Consider the following 26,275-nt stretch of genomic DNA (forward strand, 5'->3'; position numbering starts at 1 on the left):
GCGTGAGAGGATATCCAAAATGCAGCGAGACGAAATTCCGGCAATCATCCCGCAAGATATCGAAGAGAAAAAACAAGCCGCCCAGAACTGGTTTGAAGAATTGCGCGACCGTATCTGCGCGAGCTTCGAACAGCTCGAAGACGATTTGCAGGGCCAGCTTTCCGATCAGGAGCCAGGACGCTTTGTTCGCACCCCATGGCAGAAGGATGAAGGCAACGGTGGTGGCGGTGTCATGTCCATCATGCATGGCCGTGTCTTTGAAAAAGTCGGCGTGCATGTCTCGACCGTCTATGGCGAATTTTCTCCTGAGTTCCGCAAGCAGATACCGGGCGCCGAGGAAGACCCACGCTATTGGGCAAGCGGCATTTCACTGATCGCGCATCCGCAGAACCCGAATGTGCCAGCCGTCCATATGAACACCCGCATGGTCGTGACCACACGCCAATGGTTCGGTGGTGGCGCTGACCTTACGCCCGTTCTCGATGACCGCCGCACACAGGAAGATCCGGACACCCTCGCCTTCCACAAGGCGTTTCGCTTCATCTGTGAAAAGCATAAGGACATTGTCGATTATCAGCGTCTGAAAGAATGGTGCGACGAATATTTCTACCTGCCACACCGCAATGAAGCCCGCGGCATCGGTGGCATCTTCTATGACTGGCTGCATTCAACCGAAGAACAGGGCGGCTGGGATAAGGATTTCGCTTTTACCCGCGATGTCGGTCGTGGTTTCTCGGTGGTCTACCTGCATCTCGTGCGCCAGAACTTCAACAAGGAATGGACACCAGAACAGCGCGAGGAACAGCTGATCCGTCGCGGACGCTATGTCGAATTCAACCTGCTTTATGATCGCGGTACGATCTTTGGTCTCAAGACCGGCGGCAATGTGAATTCCATTCTGTCGTCGATGCCACCCGTGGTGAAGTGGCCGTAAAAGTTAATATGAACCAAACAAAAGGGCGGGAATTTCCCGCCCTTTCTTTATGCTTCAAATGCTGAGTGATAGGTCACTTTGCCTTTCGGCATTTCACCCTCAATCACAAGGCATTGGAAATACTCAGCCGGAACACCGTCAAGTGTTAGCCTTTCATCGGCTTTAAAACCAAACCGTTGATAATAGCCCGGGTCACCGAGCAGCACGCAACCTTTGGCGCCCACTTCATGCAAGCACGTTAGACCTTGCCGGATGAGCGCACTGCCAATGCCCTCACCCTGCCTGTCCGGCCGCACTGAGACGGGGCCAAGCCCGTACCAGCCACAATCAACACCATTGATGAGAACCGGCGAGAATGCCACATGCCCGACAAGAGCCTCTCCCTCTTCGGCAACCAGCGATACGATCAGCGCCGATGCCGAACGAAGAGCGTCGACAATTGCCGCCTCTTTCTGGTTGCTATAGGGCACCGTACGAAAGGCTTCACTCGTCAAATGCCGGATTGAGGAAATATCCTTCGGTTGTTCCTTGCGGATATGCATCATGCACTCCTCATCGATTGTTGGCTTGTGCTCGGACGTTGGTGCGTCCTTTGAGCGAGATGCGATACGCACTTCCCGCACGCGATTCGATCAGCCGTTTTCGTCGCAATTGCTGGAAAACAACCATCGTGCAATCGGAAAGCAGATAGCCTTCACGCGTATAGCATTCGATTTCGCAGATGCGTCCGTCTTCGCGCAGATGGCGAATGTAGCCGCCCTGCGCCAGCACGTGAAGCACGCGCTGTTCAATACGTGAGATATTCATTGTTGTTATGCCTGGATGGAAACCATGACAAGCATCAGCGCACGCGGACAGCCAATACCTGTCCACGGCCAATGCCATTTCCGTCCCTGAACATCTGCGCTCTACTCAAGGCGCAGCAATCGTTCGGAACGATCAGAGGCTTCCTACAATCTCCGGCATCAACAATTCCTTCTGGAGCACACTCGAAAAGTATGCGGCCCACTCATTTGGGGCACAAACAACTGGAGGGCTAAAAAGCCCTCCAGAAGATTATTTAAAAGCGGCGAGGCTTGAAGTCAAATCCTCAGGCTTTTGGCTGATTGCGAAGCTGTTCAGCTTGCGCATAGAACTTCTTTTCCCACTCATTGTGGTTATCCAGCCCTTCCTTGATGAAGGGCGTGAAGATCGCGAGGTTCATCAGTGCCCAGTTTACAAAACGGGCCGGAAATTTCAGCGGCTTCACAAAATCAACGAACAACACCACGCGCGTATGCTCGGTGTGGTTCCAGGCTTCATGCTCATAAGCATCGTCGAAAATCAGAACCTTGCCTTCCTGCCAGTGGCAAACCTGCTTATCCACGCGGATCGCAAGCTTATCGGCAGGTTCCGGCACGATCATGCCCATATGCAGACGCAGCACGCCATTATAAGGACCGCGATGCGGCGGCAGGTGCTTGCCCGGCTCGAAGATCGAGAACATGGCAGTCGTCAGACCTGGAATATGCTGCACCGCATTCCATGTGTTGGGACAGGCCTTAATGTTCTGCTCCGACTTCACACCAAAGCCCAGCAGGAAGAATGTTTTCCAATGATTATCTGTCGAGATCGTCTTCACGTCCGACGAAATATCCTGAAACGATGGTAGCTCGCTCTGACGCAGCAGAACCTTTTCAAGTTCCTTGCGAATAGCCGGATAGGCCTTCTCAACCTCTGCTGCCCATGGGAACGTGGCATTGTCATAAACAGGCGGATTGCCGAGCTTCGCATATTTCAGATTAAGGCTCTCTGCCCAGGCAACAATCCCCATGAAGAAGCGCGTTACAGCACCTGGACGCTCCATCGGCGCGATACCGCTGGTGCCAAAATTCTGCTTGGGATCTGAGCTGGCATTCTGCGAAGTTGATGTATCAGGATTGGACATGCCAAGACGCTTTCAAAACAAAACTAAAAACATTCGATCATAAGTTAATGAAACTATGGCTGAATTTTGCAAGCTATCAGCCGTTCATTTTATTGCGATCAAGTTTGTCCAGAAGCGCTTCGCGGTCAAGACTAAAACCGGAGTCAATCCATAGAGTTTCGAGATCACGCAATGCTTCACCAAGCCCCGGCCCCTTCTCGACACCAAGCGACAGCAGGTCTCCGCCGGTCACGGGAAAGACCAGCGGTTCATATTTCTCAACCGCATCCAGAAGACGTGAATATCCGCCAGCGCGGATCATCGCTTCATCACTGGCAGCGGCTTCCTGTCGTGCAGACGCATAGGCAAGACGAATACGATCCGCGACTGCCTGCGAACTGCCGCGATAGATGAGCTTCTTCAATGCCTGTTCAGACGTTTCCGACTTGATGGCATCGGCCCGCGCCCATGCTTCAAGACGAGCCCGCTCGGCATTCGACATTTTCAGCCGTTTGCCAAGTTCTGTCATACGGGCAGCATCGGGTGGCACAATGCTTTCAAGACGCAAAAGCGCATCCACCTGCCAGTCGAGATCAGCTTCTGCACGAACGAGGCCGTGAATGGCATCAATGCCCCATTTCTCGCTTTCAGGCAGAATGATATTCAGCACACCCGATTGCCGCATCCACAGCATCGCGCGCGAAGGATCAGGGGCGGACAACAGCTTCTTGAGCTCCGACCAGACGCGCTCGGCTGAAAGCTGGTTCAACCCGTCTTTCAAACGAGCGCTCGCCCGCAATCCGTCGGTCTCGGGTCGACCCGAACCATACCAGGCAAAGAAGCGGAAAAAGCGCAGAATGCGCAGATAATCCTCTCGGATACGTTCTTCAGCGTCGCCAATAAAACGCAGCGTCTTAGTTTCAATATCAGCAAGACCGCCGACATAATCGATCACATCGCCGTCAGCAGTCGCATAAAGCGCATTGATTGTGAAATCACGCCGCTCAGCATCCGTCTTCCAGTCGGTGCCAAACGCAACTTTAGCGTGACGACCGTTGGTCTCAATATCCTTACGCAAAGTCGTGACTTCAAAAGGCTGCCCCTGCACCACAACGGTTATCGTGCCATGCTCAATCCCGGTCGGCACCGGCTTGAAGCCAGCTTCCTTGGCAAGCCGAACCGTTTGTTCCGGCAAATGCGTGGTCGCCAGATCGACATCGCTGACTTTCGTGCCAAGCAGGGTATTGCGAACTGCACCGCCCACCACGCGCACCTCGCCACCATCGCGGTTGAGCGCTGCAAACAGCGCCTGCAACGGCTTGGAGCGAAGCCAGTTAGCCCCATCTGAAATATTCACTGTATCGCTCAACGGTAGAGCCTTTCATAAAGTCCGCGAATAATGCCTGCGGTCACGCCCCAGATGAATCGCTCGTGATAAGGCATCGCGTAATAAAAGCGTTCCGTGCCATTGAACAGCCTGCTTTCGCGCCGGTGATTGTCCGGGTTCATTAGGAAGGACAACGGTACTTCAAAAATATCCGCAACCTCATCAGGGTTTGGATGCACATCGAAAGGTGTGTTAACGACCGCCAGAACCGGCGTAATCGAAAAGCCGCTACCGGTGAGATAACGCGGCAGACTGCCGAGAATTTCGGCGCGTTCCGACACAAGGCCAATCTCTTCATTGGCTTCGCGCAAAGCGGCATTTTCAGCCGTCCCATCCTCCGGGTCGATTGCACCACCCGGAAAAGCGATCTGGCCTGAATGTTTACGCAAAGTGTCCGTGCGACGCGTCAGCAACAGGGTTGCTTCCGAACCGCGATCAACCACCGGCACGAGCACGGCGGCATCGCGCATCTTCGCCGTCACCATGGCTTGTGTGAAATCCGGATTAAGCGAATGATCGCCGGTCAGATCATCTTGATCAGGCTGCCAGTGGCGAACACGCTCAGCAAAATCACCGGCTGAAAATCGGGTGTTTAGATGCAATGCACGGTCCATCATTTCAGCGAAGCCTCAAGAGCTTCCGCTGGCATGATAGGGAAAACTGTGCCGCCAGAGCGTATTGCAAACATCACAACGCCATTCACTTCGATTTCTTCGCCCAATGCCACAAGATCATACATAACTGAACGCCCAACCAGCGCCTCAAGCCGTCCACGCACATTGATATAGGGCTTTAACCCACCGCTTTCATCCTCAACGACAAAGCGCAATGGATGCTCGGCGTCGGCGTCAACCACATCGCCAACATTGGTGCGGAAGGTCAATTTCTGAACGTCACCTTCATCTGAAACCTGCATTTCAACGGCTATGAAATGCGCGTCTTCGACGCTGATTTCAATCTTCTCTACCGGCGTTACGAGATAGGTTTTACCGTCTTCATCCTTGCGCAACACGGTTGAAAACAAACGAACGAGCTGTTTACGCCCGATAGGCGTGCCCATGTAAAACCATGTTCCATCGGCCTTAATCTCAATATCAAGCGCGCCGCAAAACTCCGGATTCCAGCGCTCCACCGGCGGAATTCCACGTTCTTTCGTAGCCGGTCCGCTTTGCGCGTCCGCATGAGCGCGTGCAATCAGGGCCTCCAGTCCACCCATTCCTTCAGTGCCCGGCTTTGCGCTTTGCGGCGTTTCATTGCCTTCAGGGGTGCTTTTTGTCATCCGACTCGGTTATCCCTGTCTGAATGTGAATTTAACTCGTAGAGCGTATCCCGAAAAGTGCGAAGCGGTTTTCGGAGCAAGATGCGCGTAAAAACAAATTGATAGAGCATTTCCAATGGCTCAATCAAAACAGGAAATGCTCTAAAGCCATGAAATAGTCACCGTTTCACGGCTTGTCAGTATATATAGTGATTTAACCGATCACATGCAGGTGCGGATATTTTTGCGAGGTTCTTATGAGTGTTGTTGTTACGCCCGAAGCCGTCAACCCCGATCAGATCGTCGCCGAAGCTGAACGTGCACTTGCAGATATTGCGCGGATCAAGGAAAGCATCGGCACCGTTATCTTCGGACAGGAAAGCGTTATTGAGCGCACGCTCGTAGCTGTTCTGGCCGGCGGTCATGCTCTGCTTGTCGGCGTACCCGGCCTTGCAAAAACCAAGCTGGTCGAAACACTGGGAACCGTGCTTGGCCTTTCGGGCCAGCGCATCCAGTTCACACCCGACCTGATGCCATCCGACATCATCGGTTCGGAAGTGATGGAGCAGGATGCCGATGGTCGCCGTTCTTTCCGTTACCTCAAAGGTCCGATCTTCGCACAGCTTCTGATGGCCGACGAAATCAACCGTGCTTCGCCGCGTACGCAGTCAGCCCTTTTGCAGGCCATGCAGGAATACCACGTCACGGTCGCCGGTCAGCGTTATGATCTGCCTGCCCCCTTCCATGTGCTTGCAACACAAAACCCGCTGGAACAGGAAGGCACCTATCCGCTGCCAGAAGCCCAGCTCGACCGCTTCCTCATGCAGATTGATATTCTCTATCCGGAACTCGACGCCGAACGTCGTATTCTTCTGGAAACCACCGGTGTTGCAGAAGCAAAGGCCTATGAAATTCTCGATGCCGAGCGTCTGCGTCAGATGCAGGCGCTGGTGCGCCGTATGCCTGTTTCCGAAAGTGTGCTGGATGCAATTCTCAAGCTGGTTCGTTCGGCACGACCTGACGCTGATAATGAACATGCGAAAAAGCATATTGCCTGGGGTCCGGGCCCGCGTGCCAGTCAGGCGCTGATGCTCTGCGCCCGTGCGCGCGCACTTTACGAAGGCCGCCTTGCTCCATCTGTTGACGATGTCAAAGCGCTGGCCGAGCCTGTTCTTCAACACCGCATGGCGCTCAATTTCGCAGCGCGCGCCGATGGTATGCATGTCCGTGATGTCATTGCCAATCTGGTGAAGGCAGCAGCCTGATGGCGGTTGGCGCACAGGTTTCAGCTACAGACCGCAAGGATACGCTCGCTCGTGCTCGGGCGCGAGCTGCAAGCATTCCCGATCTGCTGGTCGAGGCCCGGCGCGTCGTCAACACCGTCATGAATGGCTGGCACGGACGGCGCAAACGCGGCCCCGGAGAAAACTTCTGGCAGTTCCGCCCCTATGTTGAAGGCGATGCACTTGCACGCATCGACTGGCGACGCTCGGCCCGCGACGACCATACCTATGTTCGCGACCGGGAATGGGAATCAGCCCATACAGTCTGGCTGTGGTGCGACTTCTCGCCTTCCATGCTCTACCGCTCCAATCTGACGCCGATATCCAAGGAAGCACGCGCATTGGTCCTGACGCTGGCTATGGCCGAGCTTCTCTCAAGATCAGGCGAACGCATCGCCTTTCCGGCCCTGCTGCCACCTTTCTCCGCCCGCAATGGTGCCGAACGCCTTGCAGGAGCCCTGATGGGTTCAATGATGCATGAAGCATCCGAAAGCGCTTTGCCGGACATCAACCAGATCCGCCGCTTTTCCGAAGTGGTACTTGTTTCAGACTTTCTGCATCCGTTTGATGAACTGACCGATTTGCTCGATCAGCTCGCACGTCGCGGCGTCCGCGCGCATCTTGTTGAAGTGGCAGATCCTGCAGAAGAAACGTTCCCCTATGCGGGACGTACAGAGTTTCGCGACCCTGAAACAGGCAGCACCCTTGTTGCCGGTCGTGCAGAAACCTATGCCGAGGACTACCGGCGCTTATACATCGCACGCCGGGAAACATTGTCTGATTTCTGCAAACGACTTGGCTGGAGCTATACGGTGCATCGTACAGATCGACCAGCGACCGAAGCGCTATCACGATTGCATAGTTCTCTAAGCGCGTCCTCTCTCAGTGGAGCACGCGCATGAATTTTCTGCCTCTCGCCTTTGGATCACCGCTGATCCTCGCAGGCCTTCTCGCCTTGCCGGTTATCTGGTGGCTGCTGCGTATGACGCCACCGCGCCCGCAGGAAGAAAGCTTCCCGCCTTTGCGTATTCTGGCGCAGGTTTTCAAACGCGAGGAAGTGCCGTCAAAAAGCCCCTGGTGGATGACGCTGCTACGCCTGCTGATCGCAGCGCTGGTTATTCTGGCTCTTGCCTCCCCTGTCTGGAACCCGCGTGCCACCGCAATTGCAGGCGATGAGCCGCTTGCAATCATGATCGATAACGGCTGGGCCTCGGCTGAAGACTGGTCGCAACGTGTGGCTGCTGCGGAAAAACTCATTTCCGATGCAGATGAAACCAACACGCAGATTTATATCATCGGCACCGCAGAACCTGCCAATGCTGCAATCGGACCTTATGATCGTACTGGAGCAACCGAACGTTTGCAGGCGTTGCAGGCACGCCCACTTCCTGTGGACCGCAAAGCCGCCACTGAACGCCTCTCTTCAGCCCTGCCTGAAGGCGTAAAAATACGCCTCGCTTTCCTGAATGACGGCCTTGCCAGCGAGAACGACGCCGAAAGCTTCGGCGCGCTCGACAAGACCGGCCATCTGGGTTCGATCCTCTGGTATAAGGCGAGCCTCGGGCGCACATTTGCCCTCACCGGCATCGACAACAAAGCCGACAGTCTGGATGCGATTGCAATCCGTCCGGAAGGGGTACAGGCGCCGCGTTCGTTGACTGCCGCAGCTTATGACGACAAGGGACGCCGCATTGCCGAAGCCCCGCTGACCTTTGCGCTCGGCAGCGTCGAGGGTTCAGCGCGTTTCAATCTGCCGGTGGAATTGCGCAATGATTTCCGCCTGATACGCGTTGATGGCGTTGAGCAGGCAGGCGCAACCCATCTGATCGATGCCGGTTCAGAGCGCCGTACCATTGGGCTTCTTGCAAGTGGTGATGGCGATCTCGCCCAGCCACTGCTGTCACCGCTGCATTATATTTCACGCGCCCTTTCCCCTTACGCAAATCTGGTTGAGCCGCGCTCTGCCGACCTCCTGCAATCCGTACCGGAATTGCTCGATGGCAAGCCTTCCCTGCTCATCATGGCCGACATCGGCACGATGCCCCAGCCGGTCATCGAACAGCTTTCAAAATGGGTGGAAGATGGCGGCACACTTGTGCGTTTTGCGGGTCCACGCCTTGCCGGTGCAAATGACAACGATCCGCTGCTTCCGGTTAAACTGCGCAAAGGCGAACGTGCTTTGGGTGGTACGCTGTCATGGTCGGAACCGCAGAAACTCCGTACCTTTCCGCAACAAGGCCCATTTGCTGGCCTGACTATTCCCGACGATGTGAATGTCTCGCGACAGGTGCTGGCGGAACCGTCTTTTGATCTGAATGACAAGACCTATGCCGTGCTTGCCGACGGCACTCCGCTTGTAACCGGCGAAAAACGCAGACGCGGCAATATCGTGTTGTTCCATATTTCGCCTGACGCAACTTGGTCGACGCTGCCTATTTCCGGCTCATTTGTCGACATGCTTCGCCGCATCGTCTCATTGTCCAACCGCGCAGGCGGACAAGACAGTCAGGACGCAGTTTCGCTGCCGCCGTTCCAGCTTCTTTCTGCTTCTGGAGCCCTTGTGCCGCCGACATCGGAGGCCAAGCCTTTGATCGTTGAGAAAAACAAGCAGGCCAGTGTCAGCATCAACACGCCGCCCGGTTTCTACGGCAATGAGGATGGCTTGAAAGCACTCAATATTTTTGATGGCAGCAACATCAAATTGCACCCAATCGAGCAACCAGCATTTTCCACGGGCGTCACCGAAGCATCCTACACGTCGGATGAGTCGATCTCGCTCGCAGGACCATTTCTTGGCTTCGCAGCTATGCTTTTGGCACTCGATACATTGTTGATGCTCTGGCTGCGCGGTGCCTTCCGTCGTCGCATGAAGACACGGGCCAAGGCTGCAAGCATCGCCCTGCTATTGGCAGGTGGACTGGCATTCAGTTTTGCACCTGCAACTGTCAATCATGCGCGAGCCCAAGAGCCACAACAAACACACGACGATAGCAAACCCGGCGATGAAGCGATCATCAACTCGGTTTCGCAAACCCACCTTGCCTATATCATCACCGGCAATGCCGAGACCGACGATATCAGCAAGGCAGGTCTGCGTGGCCTTACCTTCGCTCTCAACGACAAGACTGCGCTTGAGCCGGGCGATCCGATTGGCGTTGATCCTGCCAAGGATGAACTGGCTTTCTATCCGTTGATTTACTGGCCGATTGATCCAAATGCAGCCATGCCAAGCGCTGAGGCCATCGCCAAGGTCGACGCCTATATGCAGCAGGGCGGAACAGTGCTTTTCGATACCCGCGACCAGCTTCAGGCAGGCGCAAGCCTTGATGCATCCGCGTCACCTGCAAATCAGCGGCTAAGGGCGATCCTCGACAACATGAACGTGCCACCTCTGGAACCCGTTCCGGACGACCATGTCCTGACCAAGTCCTTCTTCATCATGCCAGATTTTCCAGGTCGTTATGAGGGAAGCCCGCTGTGGGTCGAAGCAACGACACCCAACAATGCCACACAGGATCGCCCCGTTCGCACCGGCGATGGTGTGACACCAATCATGATCACCGCAAATGATTTTGCGGGCGCATGGGCAGTCGATGAACAGGGCAATCCTCTGTTGCCAACGGTTCCGAACGATCCAATGCAGCGCATCTATGCCATCCGTGGCGGTGTCAATATCGTGATGTATATGCTCACCGGCAATTACAAATCCGATCAGGTCCACGTCCCGGCCCTGCTTGAACGGCTGGGGAATTAAAGCATGTTTCGGAAAAGTGAAAACCGGTTTTCCGGTAAAGCGTATGCGGAAAGGAGATCGGCATGAATGTTGAATTCGAACCGTTCCTCTCTCTGCCGTGGCTCATTGGTATTCTCGTGCCATTGGCGCTTCTCATTTTGGCGACTATTGCGCTTCGTATGCGTGGTGGTCTTATCCGTCTGGCTGCCGCAGCTGCTCTCGCACTGGCCCTGTTCAATCCGGTTATCATCAATGAAGAGCGCGAACCGTTAAAGAGTGTCGTGGCTGTCGTTGTTGATCGCAGCCAGAGCCAGGAGCTGGGCGAACGCAGCAGCGATACGGATGCCGCACTGAAAGCCGTCCAGGATCAGTTGTCAGCAATGCCGCAGTTTGAAACGCGCGTAGTTGAAACTGGCAAGCCTGATGACAATGAAGACGGCTATGCAACGCGCCTGTTTGGTCCGCTTGCACGCACGCTTCTCGACGTACCGCCATCGCGTGTAGCTGGCGCGATCATGATCACCGATGGTCAGGTCCATGATATTCCAGCCAATGAGAATGCACTTGGCTTCGACGCACCGGTGCATGGTCTTATCACCGGAAAGCCCGACGAATTCGACCGCCGGATCAAATTCAACAAGGCGCCGCGCTATGGTATCAGCGGCAAGCCGCTGGAAATGTCCTTTACGGTGATGGACGAAGGCAAAAGCCTCGGAAATCCCGCACAGGTTCAGATCAGTGTTAATGGCGAAGTCGTCAGCGAAGAAGAAGCGCAGGTTGGACAGGAAACAACGACCAGCATCAACCTGCCCCGCGCTGGCGTGAATATCGTCGAGATAACAACGCCTACACTGCCCGGCGAAGTGACGGACGCCAATAACCGCGCAGTCGCAACCATTGACGGCATTCGCGAAAACCTGCGTGTGCTTCTGGTTTCCGGCGAGCCCCATAACGGCGAACGCACATGGCGCAATCTTCTGAAATCCGACGCTGCTGTGGATCTCGTCCATTTCACGATTCTGCGTCCGCCTGAAAAACAAGACGGAACGCCGATCAACGAGCTGTCACTGATTGCCTTTCCGACGCGCGAACTCTTTGTCGATAAGGTCAATGAGTTCGATCTCATCATTCTTGATCGCTATCAGCACCGCGATGTGCTGCCGCTCCTCTATTACGATTACATCGCTCAATATGTGGAGAATGGCGGCGCATTGTTGATTGCAGCAGGTCCGGAATATGCAGGCGATATGTCGATTGCCCGCACGCCGCTTTATAGCGCGTTGCCAGCCATGCCGACCGGTACGATCACCGAGAAGGCTTTCTATCCGCGGCTGACCAACCTTGGCAAACGCCATCCAGTCACGCGCGGTCTTGATGGAGCCGAACAGGAACCGCCACATTGGAGCCGCTGGTTCCGCACCATCGATATCGGTCAGCCGCAAGGCGAAACCGTGATGAGCGGTGCCGACAACAAGCCGCTGCTGGTGCTCAATCGCGTTGGCAAGGGTCGCGTTGGCATGTTCCTTTCTGATCAGGGCTGGCTTTGGGCGCGTGGCTTTGAAGGTGGAGGCCCATACGCCTCGCTTTATCGCCGCATCGCGCATTGGCTGATGCAGGAACCGGAACTGGAAGAAGAAGCACTGACTGCAAGCGGCAACGGCCGCACCCTTTCAATCCGGCGTCAGACGATGGGCGACAATCCGGGCATTGCCACCGTCACATCACCATCCGGCAAGCAATTGCAGGTTAATCTCGCACAGGGAAAACCTGGCCTGTTCGAGGGTTCGCTGCAAACCGATGAAATCGGCATTTTCCGTGTGAAGAATGGCGATCTGGAAACACTTGCGCATGTCGGCCCTGTCGATGCGGCGGAATTTGCAGACAGCATTTCGACAGCTGATCGCCTGAAGCCACTGGCCGATGCAACGGGTGGCTCAGTTCACCGCGTTCATGAAAGTGCCGATAGTTCGGTTCAGGTGCCAGCAATCACCGCCGTTGCAGCCAATCGTACAGCCGCAGGCAATGACTGGATCGGCCTGCGTGAAACATCAGACACGCAGCTTAAAAGCGTCAATCGCCTGCCACTGTTTTCAGGACTGTTTGCGCTGGCCGCCCTGCTCTTTGTCTTCGGCGGCATGTGGTATCGCGAAGGGCGGTAAACCGCCCCTCGCTTCCCCTCTTTTTAACTTTTAAACTCTGCTTGCGTGACGCACTATGCCGGTTGCGCCGTTCAGCGCATTGGGCGCAAGCTCACAGGCGAGCATCCGGCGCGGATCAACGGGCGCTGGCATAATCATCGAACCCGGCTGCACCATCTTGAAGCCAAAAGGCGCATAATAAGGCTCGTCACCTACCAGAACGATCAGCTTGTGACCGGCATTCTGAGCTGCCTCTATCGACATCCGCATCAAGCTGCCACCGATGCCGCGCTTCTTCCATTCCGGCCTTACAGCGAGCGGTCCGAGCAGCAAAGCCGGTTTCTTGCCAACCATAACAGGCGTCTGCCGGACTGATCCGACAACGATGCCACCCATCAGTGCGACGAAGGACAGGTTCAGATCGTGAGAGCCACCTTCACGAATGAAATGCGCTGCTTTGGTAAAACGGGCAGGACCGAAAGCCTCGGCATTGATGGCTTCGATTTCGATGTCGTGCGCCGGATTTTCCTGCGCGTATGTCAGTTCAAGCTGCTGCATGGGGCTTTGATCGCAATAGGAGATGTCGGTGACCGTTCGATGGTCAATGGAATGCATACCGCGCATTTCACGCAGTCCAGATTTCATCGTCGGAGGATGAAAAGCATTTCCATTACACGGCTCTCCTGATTGGTCGGAATTATCCAACCGCAATTTGGAAGCTGGGTATCACCAAAATGATCACAGGTAAAACAAAATCTTTCAAAACGGCGGTTCAAATTTAGCTTTTTGGCACCGTTACGCACTGTTCACGCGTTGATAGGCTGTCAAACGGCAGTTTTGCGGCTATTTTCCTTATCAAAAGGAGAAATCACATGGGACTTCTGGTTGACGGCAAATGGCAGGATGTCTGGTATGACACGAAAGCCACCAAAGGCCGTTTCGAGCGCTCGAAATCGCAGTTCAGAAACTGGGTCACAGCGGATGGAAGCGCAGGCCCAACTGGCGAAGGCGGCTTCAAGGCCGAACCCGGCCGCTATCACCTCTATGTCTCCTACGCCTGCCCATGGGCACATCGTACGCTGATATTCCGTGCATTGAAGAAGCTTGAAGATGTAATTTCCGTCTCGGTTGTCGATTATCTCATGGTCGAAGAAGGCTGGACCTTCTACGGCACAACCGGCAGTACGGGTGACGCTCTCTACGGCTCAAAACGCCTGCATGAGATTTATACCCGCGCCGATCCAACCTATTCCGGTCGCGTAACCGTACCGGTTCTCTGGGACAAGCAGCGCGAGACGATTGTTTCAAATGAGTCATCTGAGATTATCAGAATGCTCAATTCGGCTTTCGATGCGTTTGGCGATGCGTCGCTTGATCTTTATCCGGAAGCCCTGCGCGGAGAGATCGACGCACTCAATGAGTTTGTCTATCCAAACATCAATAATGGTGTTTACCGGGCTGGCTTTGCGACCTCACAGGAAGCCTATGAAGAAGCTTTCGGACAGGTTTTCGCAGCGCTCGATACACTGGAGGAAAAACTTTCAAAGAGCCGCTATCTGGCAGGCTCCAGCCTGACGGAAGCTGATTGGCGGCTGTTCACTACACTGTTACGCTTTGATCCGGTTTATGTCGGGCATTTTAAATGCAACCTGCGGCGCATCGCCGACTATCCGAACCTTTGGAATTACACGAAAGAGCTTTATCAGGTGCCGGGCGTGGCTTCGACCGTCAATATGGAACACATCAAGGGCCATTATTATTGCAGCCACAAGACGATCAACCCAACAGGCATTGTTCCGCTTGGACCGGAAATCGACCTCTCAGCACCACATGACCGGGACCGTCTCAGCAACTGAGCTTTTCCTGCAACAGTCCCATCAGAACATCCTTACTTTCTAAAATCTTGAGCGCCTCTTTGATCCTGATCAATGGGGCGCTTTGCTATGCGGTCCAGAGTGCGCGCATCACTACCCCAGACTACCGGGATCAGGACTGTTAGACCAAGACTTTTAGGAGAGACTGATGAACCGCTTTGCCAAAGGGCTTCTCGCCGCAACCGCACTGACATTCGCAGCACCTGCAGCTTTTGCTGCTGATGCGATTGTTGCGCAGCCAGCAACCGAGATCGTTGCCGTGCCACAGGCTTTGTCGCCATGGCAGATCCGCGTGCGTGCGCTTGGCGTTATTGCCGAGAATAAAGGCTATGTGAACGGCGTCGATGGCTCTGGTCTTGATTACTCGAAGTCGATCACGCCAGAACTCGACATCACCTACTACTTCACTGACAATCTGGCCGCTGAACTCATCCTCGGCACCACTTATGCCAATATCAATGGCACTGGTTCGATTGAAGGTCTGGGCAAAGTCGGCAAGGTATGGATGCTGCCTCCAACGCTCACCATGCAGTATCACTTCACCAACTTCGGCGCTTTCAAGCCTTATGTCGGTGCGGGCGTGAACTACACCATCTTCTACAATCAGGATGCAGCCGGCGTTGACTATCTCAAGGTCAAGAACACGTTTGGCGGCGCGCTTCAGGTCGGCTTCGACTACATGATCGATGAACATTGGGGTATCAACTTCGATGTGAAGAAGCTGTTCCTCGAACCCAAGTTTGACGCGACTCTGGCTGGTGGCACACAGGTTAGCGGTAAGGCCAAGCTTAACCCTTGGCTGATCGGTACGGGTATCACCTACCGCTTCTAATCTCTGAATATAAGGGCGCGAAAGCGCCCTTTCCTTTTACCAGTTTGGTAGCGGATCAAGATCGTGAAGCGCTTCCTGCAAGCGGCGCTTGGTTGAAGACGTCGTCCCGTCAGGCAGGTTATCGAGCGGGAAGAAACCAGCTTCCGCTATTTCCCTGTCTCGCTGTTTCGGCTCTGTCTGCTCGAACGCCCGACAGACATAGAGCGCCACATGATCCCGCTTTGAGGCATGAGCATTTTTGTAAAGCGCGAAAAGCTCAGGCCGTCCGGTGAGGAAAATATTACCTTCCTCACGCAATTCCTTTTCAAGAGCCTGTCCGAATGTCTCGCCACTATCCACGCCACCGCCCGGCAATTGCCAGCCGGGTACGTAAGTGTGCTTCACCAGAAAAACTGAATTTTTCTGCTCATCAAATACAATTGCCCTGACACCGAGAGTCATCGGGCGTCGCAATAGAAAATAGGTATGAAATAAAAAATGGCGGAAGCGCATACCGTCGATCCTGAACAAATTTCTTTGCAGCATCATTGCTACAGGCACATCAATAAAAAGTCGCTAAACACGGTTTCGATTTAAAAAATAATACAGTACACCGACTATATGTTTCGCCTCGCCCATATTTCCGACATCCACCTGTCACCTCTGCCCCGCATTCGCTATCGCGAATTGGCGTCGAAACGTATCACAGGTTACATCAACTGGCTGCGTAATCGTAAAAACGCCATGCACGGCACCGTGCTGGATAGTCTGATTGCCGACATGCTGGCACAAAAGCCTGATCATATCTCAGTCACGGGCGATCTGGTGAACCTTGCCCTCAATCTGGAAATCGACATCGCCCATGACTGGCTGTTGAAGCTTGGCAATCCGGATAACGTATCTGTCGTTCCGGGCAATCACGATGCCTATGTCCCCGGTGCGCTGGATAAATCCTGCCGCAAATGGGAGCCATGGATGCGTGGCGATGGCGTGGACAACCACGGCCAGCGACCGCTATTCCCCTATATGCGCGAACGCGGGCCGGTAGCGATAATCGGCGTCTCGTCTGCACGCGCAACTGCTCCCTTCATGGCCAGCGGTGACTTTAAATCCGCACAGGCCAAGCGCCTGGCCATGGCGCTTGATGAAGCTGGCGCACGCGGACTGTTCCGTGTGGTGATGATCCATCACCCGCCGATCCACGGCGCAACGCCCACGCATAAGCGGCTCTACGGTATTCGCCGCTTTCAGAAAGTTATTCGCAAGCATGGTGCCGAGCTGGTCATTCATGGCCACACGCATCTGGCAACGCGCTACGATATTGACGGGCTGAACGGAAAAGTACCGGTTATCTGCGTGCCCTCTGCCAGCCAGAATTTCGGCGGGCATAAGCCGCCTGCACGCTACAACATCTTCAACATCGACCGGAAGCCGGAAGGCGGCTGGCTATGCCAGTGGGAACAGCACGGCATTGAAGATGAAAGCGAAAGAATAATCGAACTCAGCCGGCAAGAGCTAAAAATTCCATAGTTCAACACGACGATTAATGGATGTTTCGAATTTATAGCATTTCCAGCAAAAGTGGGAACCGGTTTTGCGTCGGATAATGCGTAAAACAAATAGTTACAGCAGCTCCAAGGATTCAGTCTTAACTGGAACCGCTGTAATGTCTGAAGCAGTGTTTCAACCGACGATATCAAACGCTAAATTCAAACCACTCATTACATCATTAAAGTTCAGCGAGAGCGAAACGTGATATTGCAGTTCTTCTGGGCTGCAGCGACCTCCAATGCCTGCATTTCACCTTTCAGGCGGGCAACATCGGCGGCTTTTGCACCATTACCTTCATTGAAGAAAAGTACGGGCCAGAACAGGACAAGACCAACCCCTGTTTTTACTGCGTCGCCAGTCGCCGCTGAATCTTGGCGCCCTGAAGCCGCGGCTGCACTATATGAAACACGCACGGCCTCTTCTTTCAGAGCGGCACATGAAAGCGAGCTGTAAGCCGAAGAAGATACATAACTCGCCGAAATATTACTGGAGCGCGATGCACAACCTGCAACAACAGATCAAAATACTACTAACATTAGAATATTCTTCATAAACATACCCAATAAATAAAATAATTCACTGGGCGTTGTATTTATAAATATGAATATATGATGACAATCCCAAATTATAAATAAACATAAAGGCACATATAATAGATACATAAATTAAAGGCGACGCATAGCGCCGCCTGTAACAAAATAAATTGCCCGTATTATTTTCCGATTACGCGATTGGCCGCCGAAACAATTGCTTCGAGCGAGGCGCTCACGATGTTGTCGTTGATACCGGCGCCGAACAATTTTCCGTCCGGGTATGCAACTTCAACATAGGAAATAGCAGCCGCGTCCGAACCTTGCTTTAGCGAATGCTCGGAGTAATCGATAACCGACATCTTCACGCCGAGATATTTCGACAACGCATCGATGAAGCCATCAATCGGGCCTGTGCCCTTACCTTCGATATTCTTGGTCACGCCGTTATCGGTGATTTCAGCGGTCAGAATACGACGACCCTTCTGTTCAGGATCTGGATAGGTGTGGTGATCCACGAACTTGATGCGGCCTTCTGGCTGTTCGACATAGAGCTTCTGGAACTCTTCATGAATGCGCTTTGATGGCAGTTCTTTGCCTTCATCATCCGTGATGTTCTGGATGATTTCGCGGAACTCAACCTGGAGATTGCGCGGCAGATTCAAGCCGTAGTCAGCCTGCAGAATATAGGCGATACCGCCCTTACCAGACTGCGAATTGATGCGGATGATCGCCTCATAAGAACGGCCAACATCCTGCGGATCGATTGGCAGATAAGGCACTTCCCAGACCGGCGAATTGGCGGTCTTGCGAACCTTCATACCTTTGTTGATCGCATCCTGATGCGAACCCGAGAAAGCTGTATAGACCAGCTCGCCCACATAAGGATGACGCTCTGCAATCTTCAGCTGGTTTGAATATTCGTAGACATCCTTCATGCGATTGATGTCTGTGCAATCCAGCTCTGGATCGATGCCCTGCGTGTACATGTTGAGCGCCAACGTCACCACGTCCACATTGCCGGTGCGTTCGCCATTGCCGAACAGCGTGCCTTCAACGCGATCAGCCCCCGCCATCAGGCCGAGTTCCGTTGCAGCGATGCCCGTTCCACGATCATTGTGCGGGTGCAGCGAAATGATCAGGTTTTCGCGATTGTCGAGATTGCGGCACATCCATTCGATCTGGTCGGCGTAAACATTTGGCGTGTTCATTTCGACAGTGGATGGCAGGTTGAGGATCAGCTTGTGCTCTGCTGTCGGCTTGACGATTTCCGTCACCGCATTGCAGATTTCCAGCGCCACTTCCAGCTCGGTGCCGGTGAAGCTTTCTGGCGAATACTGGAAACGATAACCACCGCCTGCTTTCGCAGCCATGTCCATGATCATCTTTGCGGCATCGGTCGCAATCTGCTTGATGCCCTTAACGTCCTTGTTGAAAACAACGCGGCGCTGCAATTCACTGGTCGAATTGTAGAAGTGGATGATCGGCGTCTTAGCACCTTCCAGCGCTTCAAACGTACGCGTAATCAATTCGGGGCGGCACTGCACCAGCACCTGCAGATCAACTTCGTCAGGCGTGTCGCCCTGCTCGATTGCCCAGCGGCAGAAGTCGAAATCTGTCTGCGAAGCCGATGGGAAACCGATTTCGATTTCAGGGAAACCCATATCGACCAGCAAGCGGAACATACGTTCCTTACGGTCGTGACCCATTGGGTCAATCAGCGCCTGATTACCGTCGCGCAAATCGACCGAACACCAGATCGGTGCTTTTTCAATGCGCTTTGCAGGCCAGGTGCGGTCGTCGAGCTTTGGAAACGGAAATGGCGAATATTTCACAGCCGCGTCTGGCATACCTTTATGCTTAGCAGCGGAATTCGGCGTGTTTACGTTCTGATTCATGGTCATCTCATCCTCCCGGCGTACTAAGCAGTTCTGTACTGCTGTAACGACACGGATATCTCGTCTTAAAATTCAAATTTGGATTTTGAGAAAGGAGCATGCGTCAGCGGGACTTCAATCGACCGCCGGACGCTCCTTTCAACGAGCCCGGCGATCGCCGCTAAGGCCGAGGGTAAGAAGCGAGTTTAGAACGCAAACGTTCACGCGCGCGCTGGAAGCGGCTGCGGAATGTTCCATAGATGTTGCGTTCTTCATAACCATGGAAACGCTTTTACACTCGAGGTTCAAAACGCGCAAGCCGCTATTTGTTTCATGCGCACCCCGAAAAGTGTGTAGCGGTTTTCGGATAGGAAGCGCATCAAATATAAAGATTAGAGCGCCGATCTGATAAAATCAGATCGAAATGCGCTCTAGGCGAAAGACACTGAACTCGTGCCAATCGGCAGTTTTGCCTCATCTTCCGGCTCAACATGGATCACAACACGCGCGCTTTCGATCTGCGTCTTCAGTGCGTCTTCGATTCGGTCGCATATGACATGCGCGTCGCCCACGCTCATTTCAGCAGCCACGACCAGATGAAACTCGATGAAGGTGACTCGGCCTGCAATGCGGGTCTTGAGATCATGAACCTCGATAGCGCCACCGGCATTGGCCGAAATCACATCGCGAATGCGCATTTCCTCAGAAGGTTCGACACCGATATCCATCAAGCCCTGTACGGATTTATTGATAACACCCCAGCCCTGCCAAAGAATGTTGATCGCAACCAGAATGGCAAGCAGCGGATCGAGGATCGCCCAGCCTGTTATGACGGCTCCAACAAGACCGACCAGAACACCGACCGACGTAAACACGTCAGTCATAATATGCTGACCATCTGCTTCCAAAGCAGGCGAGCGCGCACTGCGACCCGTGCGAATAAGCAGCATGGCCCAGAAAGCATTTATCACAGCAGCGCCCGTATTGATCGCAAGACCCAGCCACGGCTCATCAAGCTGACGCGGATTCTCAAGCGCAGACCATGCTTCTTTTGCAATCAAAAGCGCCGCAATCGTAATCAGTACGCCTTCGACAACTGCCGAAATATACTCTGCTTTATGATGGCCAAACGGGTGGTTTTCATCCGCTGGCTTATAGCTGACACTGATCGCCCACCAGGCGCCAAGTGCCGCAATCACATTGACGATGGATTCCAGAGCATCCGAATAGAGTGCCACGGAGCCGGTCACTGCATAGGCCAGATATTTCAGCCCCATTACGCCCAGCGCAACAGGAATCGACCAAGCGGCGAGCCGCCGAACTTTTACACTCGCGTCCATCACAAACCTTCAGATACTTTAATTCTTATCCCGACAGGCGGGTTCAGGCTAACAAGAAGCCTATTGCGCATTCACTCCGGCGTGGCCGGTAAGCAGCATTTCGATAGCCGTTCTATAGCCCATAAAATCCAAATTTCGAAACCCTGTTTTTTTACTTCGCGCATTTAATTTTCTCTTGCGAATGCAATGCATTACTGTTGCAAATGGTTCGCCAAAGCAGCTCTGAAAAACCATGATTTTATAAGGCCATAAACGAAAAAACCGGCCGCAGTTTTCACCACGGCCGGCTCATTGTTTTGCAACTGAGGAAATGCTCTAGTAATTGCTGCGACGCGCTTTGTGCTTTGCTGCAAAATGCACCACGACATTTTCGATCATTCGCATCCCCGCATTATGACCAAGCGTCATGATGGATTCGGGGTGGAACTGAACGGCTGCCACAGGCTCTTTTTTATGTTCAAAAGCCATGATGACGCCGTCCTCTGTCTCCGCCGTAACCAGAAAATCATCCGGCAGACGTTCAGGATCAGCAAAGATCGAGTGATAGCGGCCAACCGTTACTTCCTTCGGCAGGCCCGAGAAGATGCGTTCAGGCTTTGAAACCCGGATACGCGACGGCTTGCCATGCATCGGAATGCGCAGCTGGCGCAGCGTGCCGCCATAGGCTTCTGCCAATGCCTGAAGCCCAAGGCAAACACCGAAGATCGGCAGCTGACGCTTACGCGCCTTATCGATGGTCGCCTTGCAATCGAAGTCCTGCGGTGTACCCGGTCCGGGCGACAGCACAACAAGATCAGGATTGATGCGGTCGAACACTTCTTCGGCGACCGGCGAGCGCACCGTCGAAACCGTAGCACCCGTCTGGCGGAAGTAATTGGCGAGCGTGTGCACGAAGGAATCTTCGTGATCGACCAGCAGGATCGAAATCCCCTCGCCCACCTTTGCAGCAACCCGTTCTTCAGCAACCTGATTGCTCTTCTGTGCTTCACGCACAGCAGCGATCATCGCGGATGCCTTCAGTTCGGTTTCTGCTTCCTCCTCTTCAGGATTGGAATCAAACAGCAGCGTCGCACCGGCGCGGATCTGTGCCACGCCATCCTTGACGCGGATCGTGCGCAGCGTGAGGCCAGTGTTCATGTCGCCGTTGAAGTGCATCATGCCGATGGCACCGCCATACCATGCGCGTGGGCTACGCTCGTTTTCTTCGAGGAAGCGCATAGCCCAAAGTTTTGGTGCACCGGTTACGGTCACAGCCCATGCATGGCTGAGGAAGCCGTCAAAGGCATCCATACCGTCACGCAGTCGGCCTTCGATATGGTCAACAGTGTGGATCAGACGCGAGTACATCTCGATCTGACGACGACCGATCACCCGCACCGAACCTGGCTCACAAACCCGGCTCTTATCGTTGCGATCAACGTCCGAACACATGGTCAGCTCGGACTCGTCTTTCTTGGAATTGAGCAGTTTCAGAATCTGTTCAGAGTCTGAAATTGCATCTTCACCACGCTTGATGGTGCCGGAAATCGGGCAGGTCTCGATGCGACGGCCATTGACGCGCACGAACATTTCCGGCGAAGCGCCAACCAGATACTCGTTCTCTCCAAGATTGATGAAGAACGAATAAGGCGATGGATTGATCGACTTCAGGCGACGGAAGATTTCCGAAGGAGCCGTGTGGCAGCGCTCATAGAAAGTCTGCCCCGGCACGACTTCAAACAGATCGCCGCGCTTGAAGCTTTCCTTCGCGCGTTCAACCAGCTTGGCATATTCGCCCGGATTATGATCGCCACGCGGCAGATCGCGCTCTGCGGGCTTGAATGGCTGCACCGGTGTCGCCCGTGCAAGATCATGCGTTGAAGAGCCGCCGCAGACAAATTCGTAGCGATCCACCCATGCTCGCGCTGAGTAGTGGTCGGCCACGAAGATTTCGTCCGGGATGAAAAGCACCAGATCACGCTGATCGTCCGGGCGTTTCAATTTGTACTGGATTGGATCGAACTGGAATGCCAGATCATAGCCAAACGCACCGTAAAGGCCGAGATTTGCATCTTCCTCGGAGAAGAAAAGGCCCACAATCGCGCGCAGCACGGTGAAGACCGAAGGCATACGCGAGCGTTCTTCTTCGGTGAATGTGCCGGTGGGTTCAGCAATCGTCAGCTCGATAAGATCTTCACTGGCCTTATCGACCTTCACTTCGGCAAGCGCCTGAACCGTCTTGAGGATCGGGCGCAGCAGGATCGTTCCGCGCTTGTTCAGCGCTTCAATGCGCATCTGGCGATTGCGGGAGGTAATCACGACTGGCGGATCGACAATTGCCGTGTCCCATCGCGTGTAGCGGCCGGGATATTCGTAGTTGGAAGAAAAGACCGCGCCCCGCCGCTCATTGAGAGCATCGATATAAGTCTCGATAGCTCCCTTATAAGCAGTCAAATGGCGCACACGTTCGACAACAATGCCGCCCGCTGTCTCGTGCGTGAATATCTCGCTATCCGCAATCTTCGCATTCATGACTGGCAATTCCCAAGTGTTATTCGTTATCGAGCACTTCCAAAGCTCAGGCCCCTCAACCAAAGCGCATCGTGCTTCGGCTTTTTATTCTCGCATGTTGCCCAAAACCGGCTTCCGCTCTTGAGCAACATGCGGTGGCATTATTCAAACAGCCAAACAAAAAGGCCGCCCGGATAATCCCAGCGGCCTTAACTAAAACGCAAATGCACAAACGCCTGCGTGGCCGCTTTTAGCGAGCCCACCACCAGATTTTTGTGTCAATGCGCGAAATGTTCATGGCGATACTGTTAGCCTTCCCTCGCATCGCTTGCAACTGGAAAATTCAAAGCCTCAAATCACTGATGTCGACCTGTCAGAATTGACGTATTTCAGCGGCGCAAATTTTTTAGAATGTTTGATCCCGCACAAAAAGAAAATCCGGACTGCTTTAAATAGTCCGGATTCTCCCTAGTCCTTGATAAGGACAAACTGACTAAAGGTTGGAGTACCTTTTCCGGCCCGCCGTGGGTATAACACCTGCCAAAAGTCTTAACTCTATGCGTGCAATATCACTTTAAGTACACCTATTTACTACTATGGATTGCACATTTCCGCAACTGTCAAGTCTATCGTCGTAGCCTTCTACCAAACCGTGTAATGCAGCTGTAATTTAAGTATGTTTCAAAAATTTTGCCTTGCGTGCGAGACGGATTTCGGATTCATTTCGCAAGCAAATCATTTATAAACAAACAATAAAAAACCGCCATCGCAGGCGGTCGAGTGGGGACACCAATGAAGAATCTTGATGTAATGGACAGGAGTATTCTGCACGCCCTTCAAGAGAACGGGCGACTGACCAATACTGAACTTGCCGATCGTATTAATCTGTCTCAGACCGCCACCGCAGAACGCGTCAAACGCCTCACACGCGAAGGCTATATTCTCGGCTATTCTGCCCATCTGTCGCCAAAGATGCTTGATCGATCCATGCTGGTTTTCATTGAAATCAAGCTTGATCGCACCACGCCAGAGGTCTTTGAAACCTTCTCCGCCTTCACGCGCGGCAATCCCGATATTCTCGAATGTCATATGGTTGCAGGCGGCTTCGATTATCTGATCAAGGCACGCGTCTCCGATATGGATCACTATCGCCGTTTTCTCTCGGAAGCACTTCTATCCCTGCCGGGCGTAAGGGAATCCCACACTTACGCCGTAATGGAAGAGGTCAAGGAAACGTCACACATCGCTGTGTGACGTCGCTATCGTAGGCTATCGACCTGAACTTATTGCCAGCGTGATGACAGTATAGATCGGCTTATTGCCGATACAGGCTTGCCATTAATTATTTACGGGTATATACCCGCATTATGTCCAATCCATGTTTCTGCATCCTTCTGCGGCAGGCCGCGAGAAAATCATCCAGCGTTTACGACAAGGCGCTGGCGCCGCTCGGCATCAATGTCGCGCAGTTCAGTCTGCTGCGAAAGATTGCGCGTGCGCAATCGATCTCATTGACCGAGCTTGCCCGGCTTGCCGACCTTGATCGATCAACCATGGGCCGCAATGCGAAGGTGTTGCAGCGTATGGACCTTATCGAACAGACATCGGGCGAAGATCATCGTGAGACGCACATCGCTTTGACGTCGACAGGCCGCGACCTTGTCGAGCGCGGCGCGCCGCTCTGGGATCAGGCACAAGAAGAAATAGAAGCAAAACTTGGCAGCGAAGGCGTGGAGCAATTGCTTACCCTTCTCCGCGCCTTTGACTGAAAACAATGACCAAAGCCCATTGAGCCTGTAACTGGCGAACTGGGTTGACCTTCAACTTTGCGGCTGTTCAAAAATCAGCCAGTCTCCGAAAGCGCCGAAGATGATTTCTGCCAGCCTTGCAAGCTTTCTTCAAAAGCGAAACATCCATTATGGATGGGTTGTTGCTGCCATCACGTTCCTGACCATGCTTGCAACCGCTGCAGCCATGGGCTCGGCGGGCATCCTGATCGAGCCATTGCAGAAGGAATTCGGCTGGACCAATGCCAATATTTCCTTCGCCATGGCGCTGCGTCTGGTGCTGTTTGGTTTGATGGGGCCCTTTGCTGCTGCTTTCATGAACCAGTTTGGCCTGCGACGCGTCGTGTCCGCAGCACTCGTCATGATCGCCTGCGGACTGGTCGGCTCGATCTTCATGACTGAAGAATGGCAGATGGTCGGGCTTTGGGGCATCGTTATCGGCCTTGGAACCGGCATGACCGCACTTGTCCTGGGTGCGACTGTTGCTGCTCGCTGGTTTGAAAAGCGTCGGGGTCTCGTGGTTGGCCTCATGACGGCCAGCAATGCAACCGGCCAGCTTGTTTTCATGCCGATCCTCGCCAGTGTGAGCCAGAATATCGGTTGGCGCACGTCGCTAACCATTGTCGTCGGCTTTCTTATAGCAGCACTCGTGCTGGTGCTTGCCCTGATGCGCGATCATCCCGCAGATATCGGGCTGAAGCCCTATGGCCGAACCGCCCCTCTCCCTGCCGCAGAGCCTAAGAAAAGCTTTGCTTCGCTGCTCGCTTCCCCGCTGATCACCTTGCGCGAAGTATCTTCCACATCAACCTTCTGGGTGCTGTTCGTCACCTTCTTCGTCTGCGGCTTTTCCACCAACGGTCTGATCCAGACCCATTGGATCGCATTGTGCGGCGATTTCGGCATCGTACCTGTGGGTGCAGCAGGCATTCTGGCCGTCATCGGTGCTTTCGATCTCATCGGCACCATCGGCGCAGGCTGGCTTTCCGACCGCTTCGACAACCGCTGGCTGCTGTTCTGGTTCTACAGCCTGCGCGGATTGTCACTGATCTACCTGACCTTTACCGATTTCACGCTCTATGAACTGGCACTCTTTGCCGTCTTCTATGGTCTCGATTGGGTTGCAACCGTACCGCCAACGGTCAAGCTTGCCGCAGAACGTTTCGGTCCAGAAAAGGCTGGCATGGTGTTCGGATGGGTATTCACCGGCCATCAGGTGGGTGCAGCTGCAGCCGCAGCTTTTGCAGGCTTCGTCCGCACCGATTATGACAGCTATACACCGGCGCTCATTCTGGCAGGGGCGATGTGTTTCGCAGCAGCCGCCATGGTGTTCATCATCAGCAGGCCAGCTCCAAGACCCGCTTTGCAGGCATCATAAT

At 53.8% G+C, this 26,275-nt stretch carries 23 protein-coding genes; 11 read left to right on the top strand and 12 right to left on the bottom strand.

All coding sequences use genetic code 11. From position 1 onward, the window contains the following. Positions 1-19 precede the first annotated feature (19 nt). Positions 20-934 (top strand): oxygen-dependent coproporphyrinogen oxidase, encoded by a 915-nt coding sequence (hemF, locus tag ABWV94_RS11780; RefSeq protein ID WP_353413658.1) that lies wholly within the window; start codon positions 20-22, stop codon positions 932-934. Positions 935-981: 47 nt separating this feature from the next. Here hemF and ABWV94_RS11785 read toward each other — a convergent pair whose 3' ends face one another. From ABWV94_RS11785 to ABWV94_RS11810, 6 genes are all read right to left on the bottom strand, one after another. Continuing rightward, positions 982-1,476, bottom strand: a complete 495-nt coding sequence (locus tag ABWV94_RS11785; RefSeq protein ID WP_113496219.1) for a GNAT family N-acetyltransferase — start codon at positions 1,474-1,476, stop codon at positions 982-984. Between the two features lie 10 nt (positions 1,477-1,486). After that, positions 1,487-1,741 (bottom strand): YjhX family toxin, encoded by a 255-nt coding sequence (locus ABWV94_RS11790; protein WP_007876042.1) that lies wholly within the window; start codon positions 1,739-1,741, stop codon positions 1,487-1,489. Positions 1,742-2,024: 283 nt separating this feature from the next. Further along, on the bottom strand, positions 2,025-2,861 hold the full coding sequence (gene olsC, locus ABWV94_RS11795) for an ornithine lipid ester-linked acyl 2-hydroxylase OlsC (protein ID WP_079212142.1): 837 nt from the start codon (positions 2,859-2,861) through the stop codon (positions 2,025-2,027). A 76-nt stretch (positions 2,862-2,937) separates the two neighbouring features. Further along, positions 2,938-4,209 carry a CCA tRNA nucleotidyltransferase gene (locus tag ABWV94_RS11800; protein WP_113496184.1) on the bottom strand — a complete coding sequence of 424 codons (1,272 nt, stop codon included), beginning with the start codon at positions 4,207-4,209 and terminating at the stop codon, positions 2,938-2,940. After that, positions 4,206-4,841, bottom strand: a complete 636-nt coding sequence (locus ABWV94_RS11805; RefSeq protein ID WP_039860001.1) for a CoA pyrophosphatase — start codon at positions 4,839-4,841, stop codon at positions 4,206-4,208. The genes ABWV94_RS11800 and ABWV94_RS11805 overlap by 4 nt, the downstream gene beginning before the upstream one ends. Then, positions 4,841-5,506 carry a DUF1285 domain-containing protein gene (locus ABWV94_RS11810; RefSeq protein ID WP_113496185.1) on the bottom strand — a complete coding sequence of 222 codons (666 nt, stop codon included), beginning with the start codon at positions 5,504-5,506 and terminating at the stop codon, positions 4,841-4,843. The genes ABWV94_RS11805 and ABWV94_RS11810 overlap by 1 nt, the downstream gene beginning before the upstream one ends. Before the next feature lie 236 nt (positions 5,507-5,742). On the opposite strand from ABWV94_RS11810, the gene ABWV94_RS11815 reads away from it, so the two are divergent. The 4 genes from ABWV94_RS11815 to ABWV94_RS11830 all read left to right on the top strand — a co-directional run bounded on the left by ABWV94_RS11815 (position 5,743) and on the right by ABWV94_RS11830 (position 12,660). Then, positions 5,743-6,750 (top strand): AAA family ATPase, encoded by a 1,008-nt coding sequence (locus ABWV94_RS11815; protein ID WP_113496186.1) that lies wholly within the window; start codon positions 5,743-5,745, stop codon positions 6,748-6,750. Continuing rightward, positions 6,750-7,670, top strand: coding sequence for a DUF58 domain-containing protein (locus ABWV94_RS11820; protein WP_113496187.1), 921 nt, complete (start codon positions 6,750-6,752; stop codon positions 7,668-7,670). Before ABWV94_RS11815 ends, ABWV94_RS11820 begins: the two co-directional genes overlap by 1 nt. Next, positions 7,667-10,522: a DUF4159 domain-containing protein gene (locus tag ABWV94_RS11825; RefSeq protein ID WP_113496188.1), complete on the top strand. Its 2,856-nt coding sequence runs from the start codon at positions 7,667-7,669 to the stop codon at positions 10,520-10,522. The genes ABWV94_RS11820 and ABWV94_RS11825 overlap by 4 nt, the downstream gene beginning before the upstream one ends. A gap of 62 nt (positions 10,523-10,584) precedes the next feature. After that, positions 10,585-12,660, top strand: coding sequence for a hypothetical protein (locus tag ABWV94_RS11830; protein ID WP_113496189.1), 2,076 nt, complete (start codon positions 10,585-10,587; stop codon positions 12,658-12,660). Positions 12,661-12,690: 30 nt separating this feature from the next. Here ABWV94_RS11830 and ABWV94_RS11835 read toward each other — a convergent pair whose 3' ends face one another. Continuing rightward, positions 12,691-13,197 carry a GNAT family N-acetyltransferase gene (locus ABWV94_RS11835; RefSeq protein WP_113496220.1) on the bottom strand — a complete coding sequence of 169 codons (507 nt, stop codon included), beginning with the start codon at positions 13,195-13,197 and terminating at the stop codon, positions 12,691-12,693. 314 nt (positions 13,198-13,511) lie between these two features. Between ABWV94_RS11835 and ABWV94_RS11840 the strand changes: the two genes are divergently transcribed. Both ABWV94_RS11840 and ABWV94_RS11845 read left to right on the top strand, forming a co-directional pair. After that, positions 13,512-14,495, top strand: a complete 984-nt coding sequence (locus ABWV94_RS11840; protein WP_007876057.1) for a glutathione S-transferase family protein — start codon at positions 13,512-13,514, stop codon at positions 14,493-14,495. Positions 14,496-14,661: 166 nt separating this feature from the next. Next, entirely contained in the window at positions 14,662-15,345 is a 684-nt protein-coding gene (locus ABWV94_RS11845; RefSeq protein WP_007876059.1) for an OmpW/AlkL family protein, read from the top strand. Positions 15,346-15,381: 36 nt separating this feature from the next. Here ABWV94_RS11845 and ABWV94_RS11850 read toward each other — a convergent pair whose 3' ends face one another. Then, positions 15,382-15,837 (bottom strand): NUDIX domain-containing protein, encoded by a 456-nt coding sequence (locus ABWV94_RS11850; RefSeq protein ID WP_113496190.1) that lies wholly within the window; start codon positions 15,835-15,837, stop codon positions 15,382-15,384. Between the two features lie 108 nt (positions 15,838-15,945). Here ABWV94_RS11850 and ABWV94_RS11855 point away from each other — a divergent pair, with 108 nt between their 5' ends. Then, positions 15,946-16,854, top strand: coding sequence for a metallophosphoesterase family protein (locus ABWV94_RS11855; RefSeq protein WP_007876062.1), 909 nt, complete (start codon positions 15,946-15,948; stop codon positions 16,852-16,854). 206 nt (positions 16,855-17,060) lie between these two features. Here ABWV94_RS11855 and ABWV94_RS11860 read toward each other — a convergent pair whose 3' ends face one another. The 4 genes from ABWV94_RS11860 to ABWV94_RS11875 all read right to left on the bottom strand — a co-directional run bounded on the left by ABWV94_RS11860 (position 17,061) and on the right by ABWV94_RS11875 (position 23,133). Beyond that, complete coding sequence (locus ABWV94_RS11860; protein ID WP_353413663.1) at positions 17,061-17,288, bottom strand: hypothetical protein; 228 nt, start codon at positions 17,286-17,288, stop codon at positions 17,061-17,063. A gap of 299 nt (positions 17,289-17,587) precedes the next feature. Next, on the bottom strand, positions 17,588-19,303 hold the full coding sequence (gene leuA, locus ABWV94_RS11865) for a 2-isopropylmalate synthase (protein WP_113496222.1): 1,716 nt from the start codon (positions 19,301-19,303) through the stop codon (positions 17,588-17,590). Between the two features lie 410 nt (positions 19,304-19,713). Continuing rightward, positions 19,714-20,622, bottom strand: coding sequence for a cation diffusion facilitator family transporter (locus tag ABWV94_RS11870; protein ID WP_113496191.1), 909 nt, complete (start codon positions 20,620-20,622; stop codon positions 19,714-19,716). A 315-nt stretch (positions 20,623-20,937) separates the two neighbouring features. Next, on the bottom strand, positions 20,938-23,133 hold the full coding sequence (locus ABWV94_RS11875; RefSeq protein ID WP_064320889.1) for an anthranilate synthase component I: 2,196 nt from the start codon (positions 23,131-23,133) through the stop codon (positions 20,938-20,940). A gap of 771 nt (positions 23,134-23,904) precedes the next feature. Between ABWV94_RS11875 and ABWV94_RS11880 the strand changes: the two genes are divergently transcribed. The 3 genes from ABWV94_RS11880 (at position 23,905) to ABWV94_RS11890 (ending at position 26,274) form a co-directional block, all read left to right on the top strand. Then, the gene (locus ABWV94_RS11880) at positions 23,905-24,366 is read left to right on the top strand and encodes an Lrp/AsnC ligand binding domain-containing protein (protein ID WP_007876078.1); all 462 of its coding nucleotides are present in this window, start codon (positions 23,905-23,907) and stop codon (positions 24,364-24,366) included. A gap of 113 nt (positions 24,367-24,479) precedes the next feature. Then, the gene (locus ABWV94_RS11885; protein ID WP_113496192.1) at positions 24,480-24,881 is read left to right on the top strand and encodes a MarR family winged helix-turn-helix transcriptional regulator; all 402 of its coding nucleotides are present in this window, start codon (positions 24,480-24,482) and stop codon (positions 24,879-24,881) included. 100 nt (positions 24,882-24,981) lie between these two features. After that, positions 24,982-26,274 carry an MFS transporter gene (locus ABWV94_RS11890; RefSeq protein WP_064320891.1) on the top strand — a complete coding sequence of 431 codons (1,293 nt, stop codon included), beginning with the start codon at positions 24,982-24,984 and terminating at the stop codon, positions 26,272-26,274. Position 26,275 lies beyond the last annotated feature (1 nt).

The sequence above is a fragment of the Brucella sp. NBRC 12953 genome (genome assembly GCF_040369775.1).
Taxonomy (GTDB): domain Bacteria; phylum Pseudomonadota; class Alphaproteobacteria; order Rhizobiales; family Rhizobiaceae; genus Brucella; species Brucella pseudogrignonensis.

Bases quoted from the DNA above. Each gene is read 5' to 3' on its own strand.
- ABWV94_RS11875 (WP_064320889.1), bottom strand. From the start codon at position 23,133: ATGAATGCGAAGATTGCGGATAGCGAGATATTCACGCACGAGACAGCG.
- leuA (WP_113496222.1), bottom strand. From the start codon at position 19,303: ATGAATCAGAACGTAAACACGCCGAATTCCGCTGCTAAGCATAAAGGT.
- hemF (WP_353413658.1), top strand. From the start codon at position 20: ATGCAGCGAGACGAAATTCCGGCAATCATCCCGCAAGATATCGAAGAG.
- ABWV94_RS11785 (WP_113496219.1), bottom strand. From the start codon at position 1,476: ATGCATATCCGCAAGGAACAACCGAAGGATATTTCCTCAATCCGGCAT.
- ABWV94_RS11810 (WP_113496185.1), bottom strand. From the start codon at position 5,506: ATGACAAAAAGCACCCCTGAAGGCAATGAAACGCCGCAAAGCGCAAAG.
- ABWV94_RS11815 (WP_113496186.1), top strand. From the start codon at position 5,743: ATGAGTGTTGTTGTTACGCCCGAAGCCGTCAACCCCGATCAGATCGTC.
- ABWV94_RS11870 (WP_113496191.1), bottom strand. From the start codon at position 20,622: ATGGACGCGAGTGTAAAAGTTCGGCGGCTCGCCGCTTGGTCGATTCCT.
- ABWV94_RS11890 (WP_064320891.1), top strand. From the start codon at position 24,982: ATGATTTCTGCCAGCCTTGCAAGCTTTCTTCAAAAGCGAAACATCCAT.
- ABWV94_RS11840 (WP_007876057.1), top strand. From the start codon at position 13,512: ATGGGACTTCTGGTTGACGGCAAATGGCAGGATGTCTGGTATGACACG.
- ABWV94_RS11880 (WP_007876078.1), top strand. From the start codon at position 23,905: ATGAAGAATCTTGATGTAATGGACAGGAGTATTCTGCACGCCCTTCAA.
- ABWV94_RS11855 (WP_007876062.1), top strand. From the start codon at position 15,946: ATGTTTCGCCTCGCCCATATTTCCGACATCCACCTGTCACCTCTGCCC.
- ABWV94_RS11850 (WP_113496190.1), bottom strand. From the start codon at position 15,837: ATGCGCTTCCGCCATTTTTTATTTCATACCTATTTTCTATTGCGACGC.
- ABWV94_RS11885 (WP_113496192.1), top strand. From the start codon at position 24,480: ATGTCCAATCCATGTTTCTGCATCCTTCTGCGGCAGGCCGCGAGAAAA.
- ABWV94_RS11835 (WP_113496220.1), bottom strand. From the start codon at position 13,197: ATGCAGCAGCTTGAACTGACATACGCGCAGGAAAATCCGGCGCACGAC.
- ABWV94_RS11845 (WP_007876059.1), top strand. From the start codon at position 14,662: ATGAACCGCTTTGCCAAAGGGCTTCTCGCCGCAACCGCACTGACATTC.
- ABWV94_RS11805 (WP_039860001.1), bottom strand. From the start codon at position 4,841: ATGGACCGTGCATTGCATCTAAACACCCGATTTTCAGCCGGTGATTTT.
- olsC (WP_079212142.1), bottom strand. From the start codon at position 2,861: ATGTCCAATCCTGATACATCAACTTCGCAGAATGCCAGCTCAGATCCC.
- ABWV94_RS11790 (WP_007876042.1), bottom strand. From the start codon at position 1,741: ATGAATATCTCACGTATTGAACAGCGCGTGCTTCACGTGCTGGCGCAG.
- ABWV94_RS11820 (WP_113496187.1), top strand. From the start codon at position 6,750: ATGGCGGTTGGCGCACAGGTTTCAGCTACAGACCGCAAGGATACGCTC.
- ABWV94_RS11830 (WP_113496189.1), top strand. From the start codon at position 10,585: ATGAATGTTGAATTCGAACCGTTCCTCTCTCTGCCGTGGCTCATTGGT.
- ABWV94_RS11825 (WP_113496188.1), top strand. From the start codon at position 7,667: ATGAATTTTCTGCCTCTCGCCTTTGGATCACCGCTGATCCTCGCAGGC.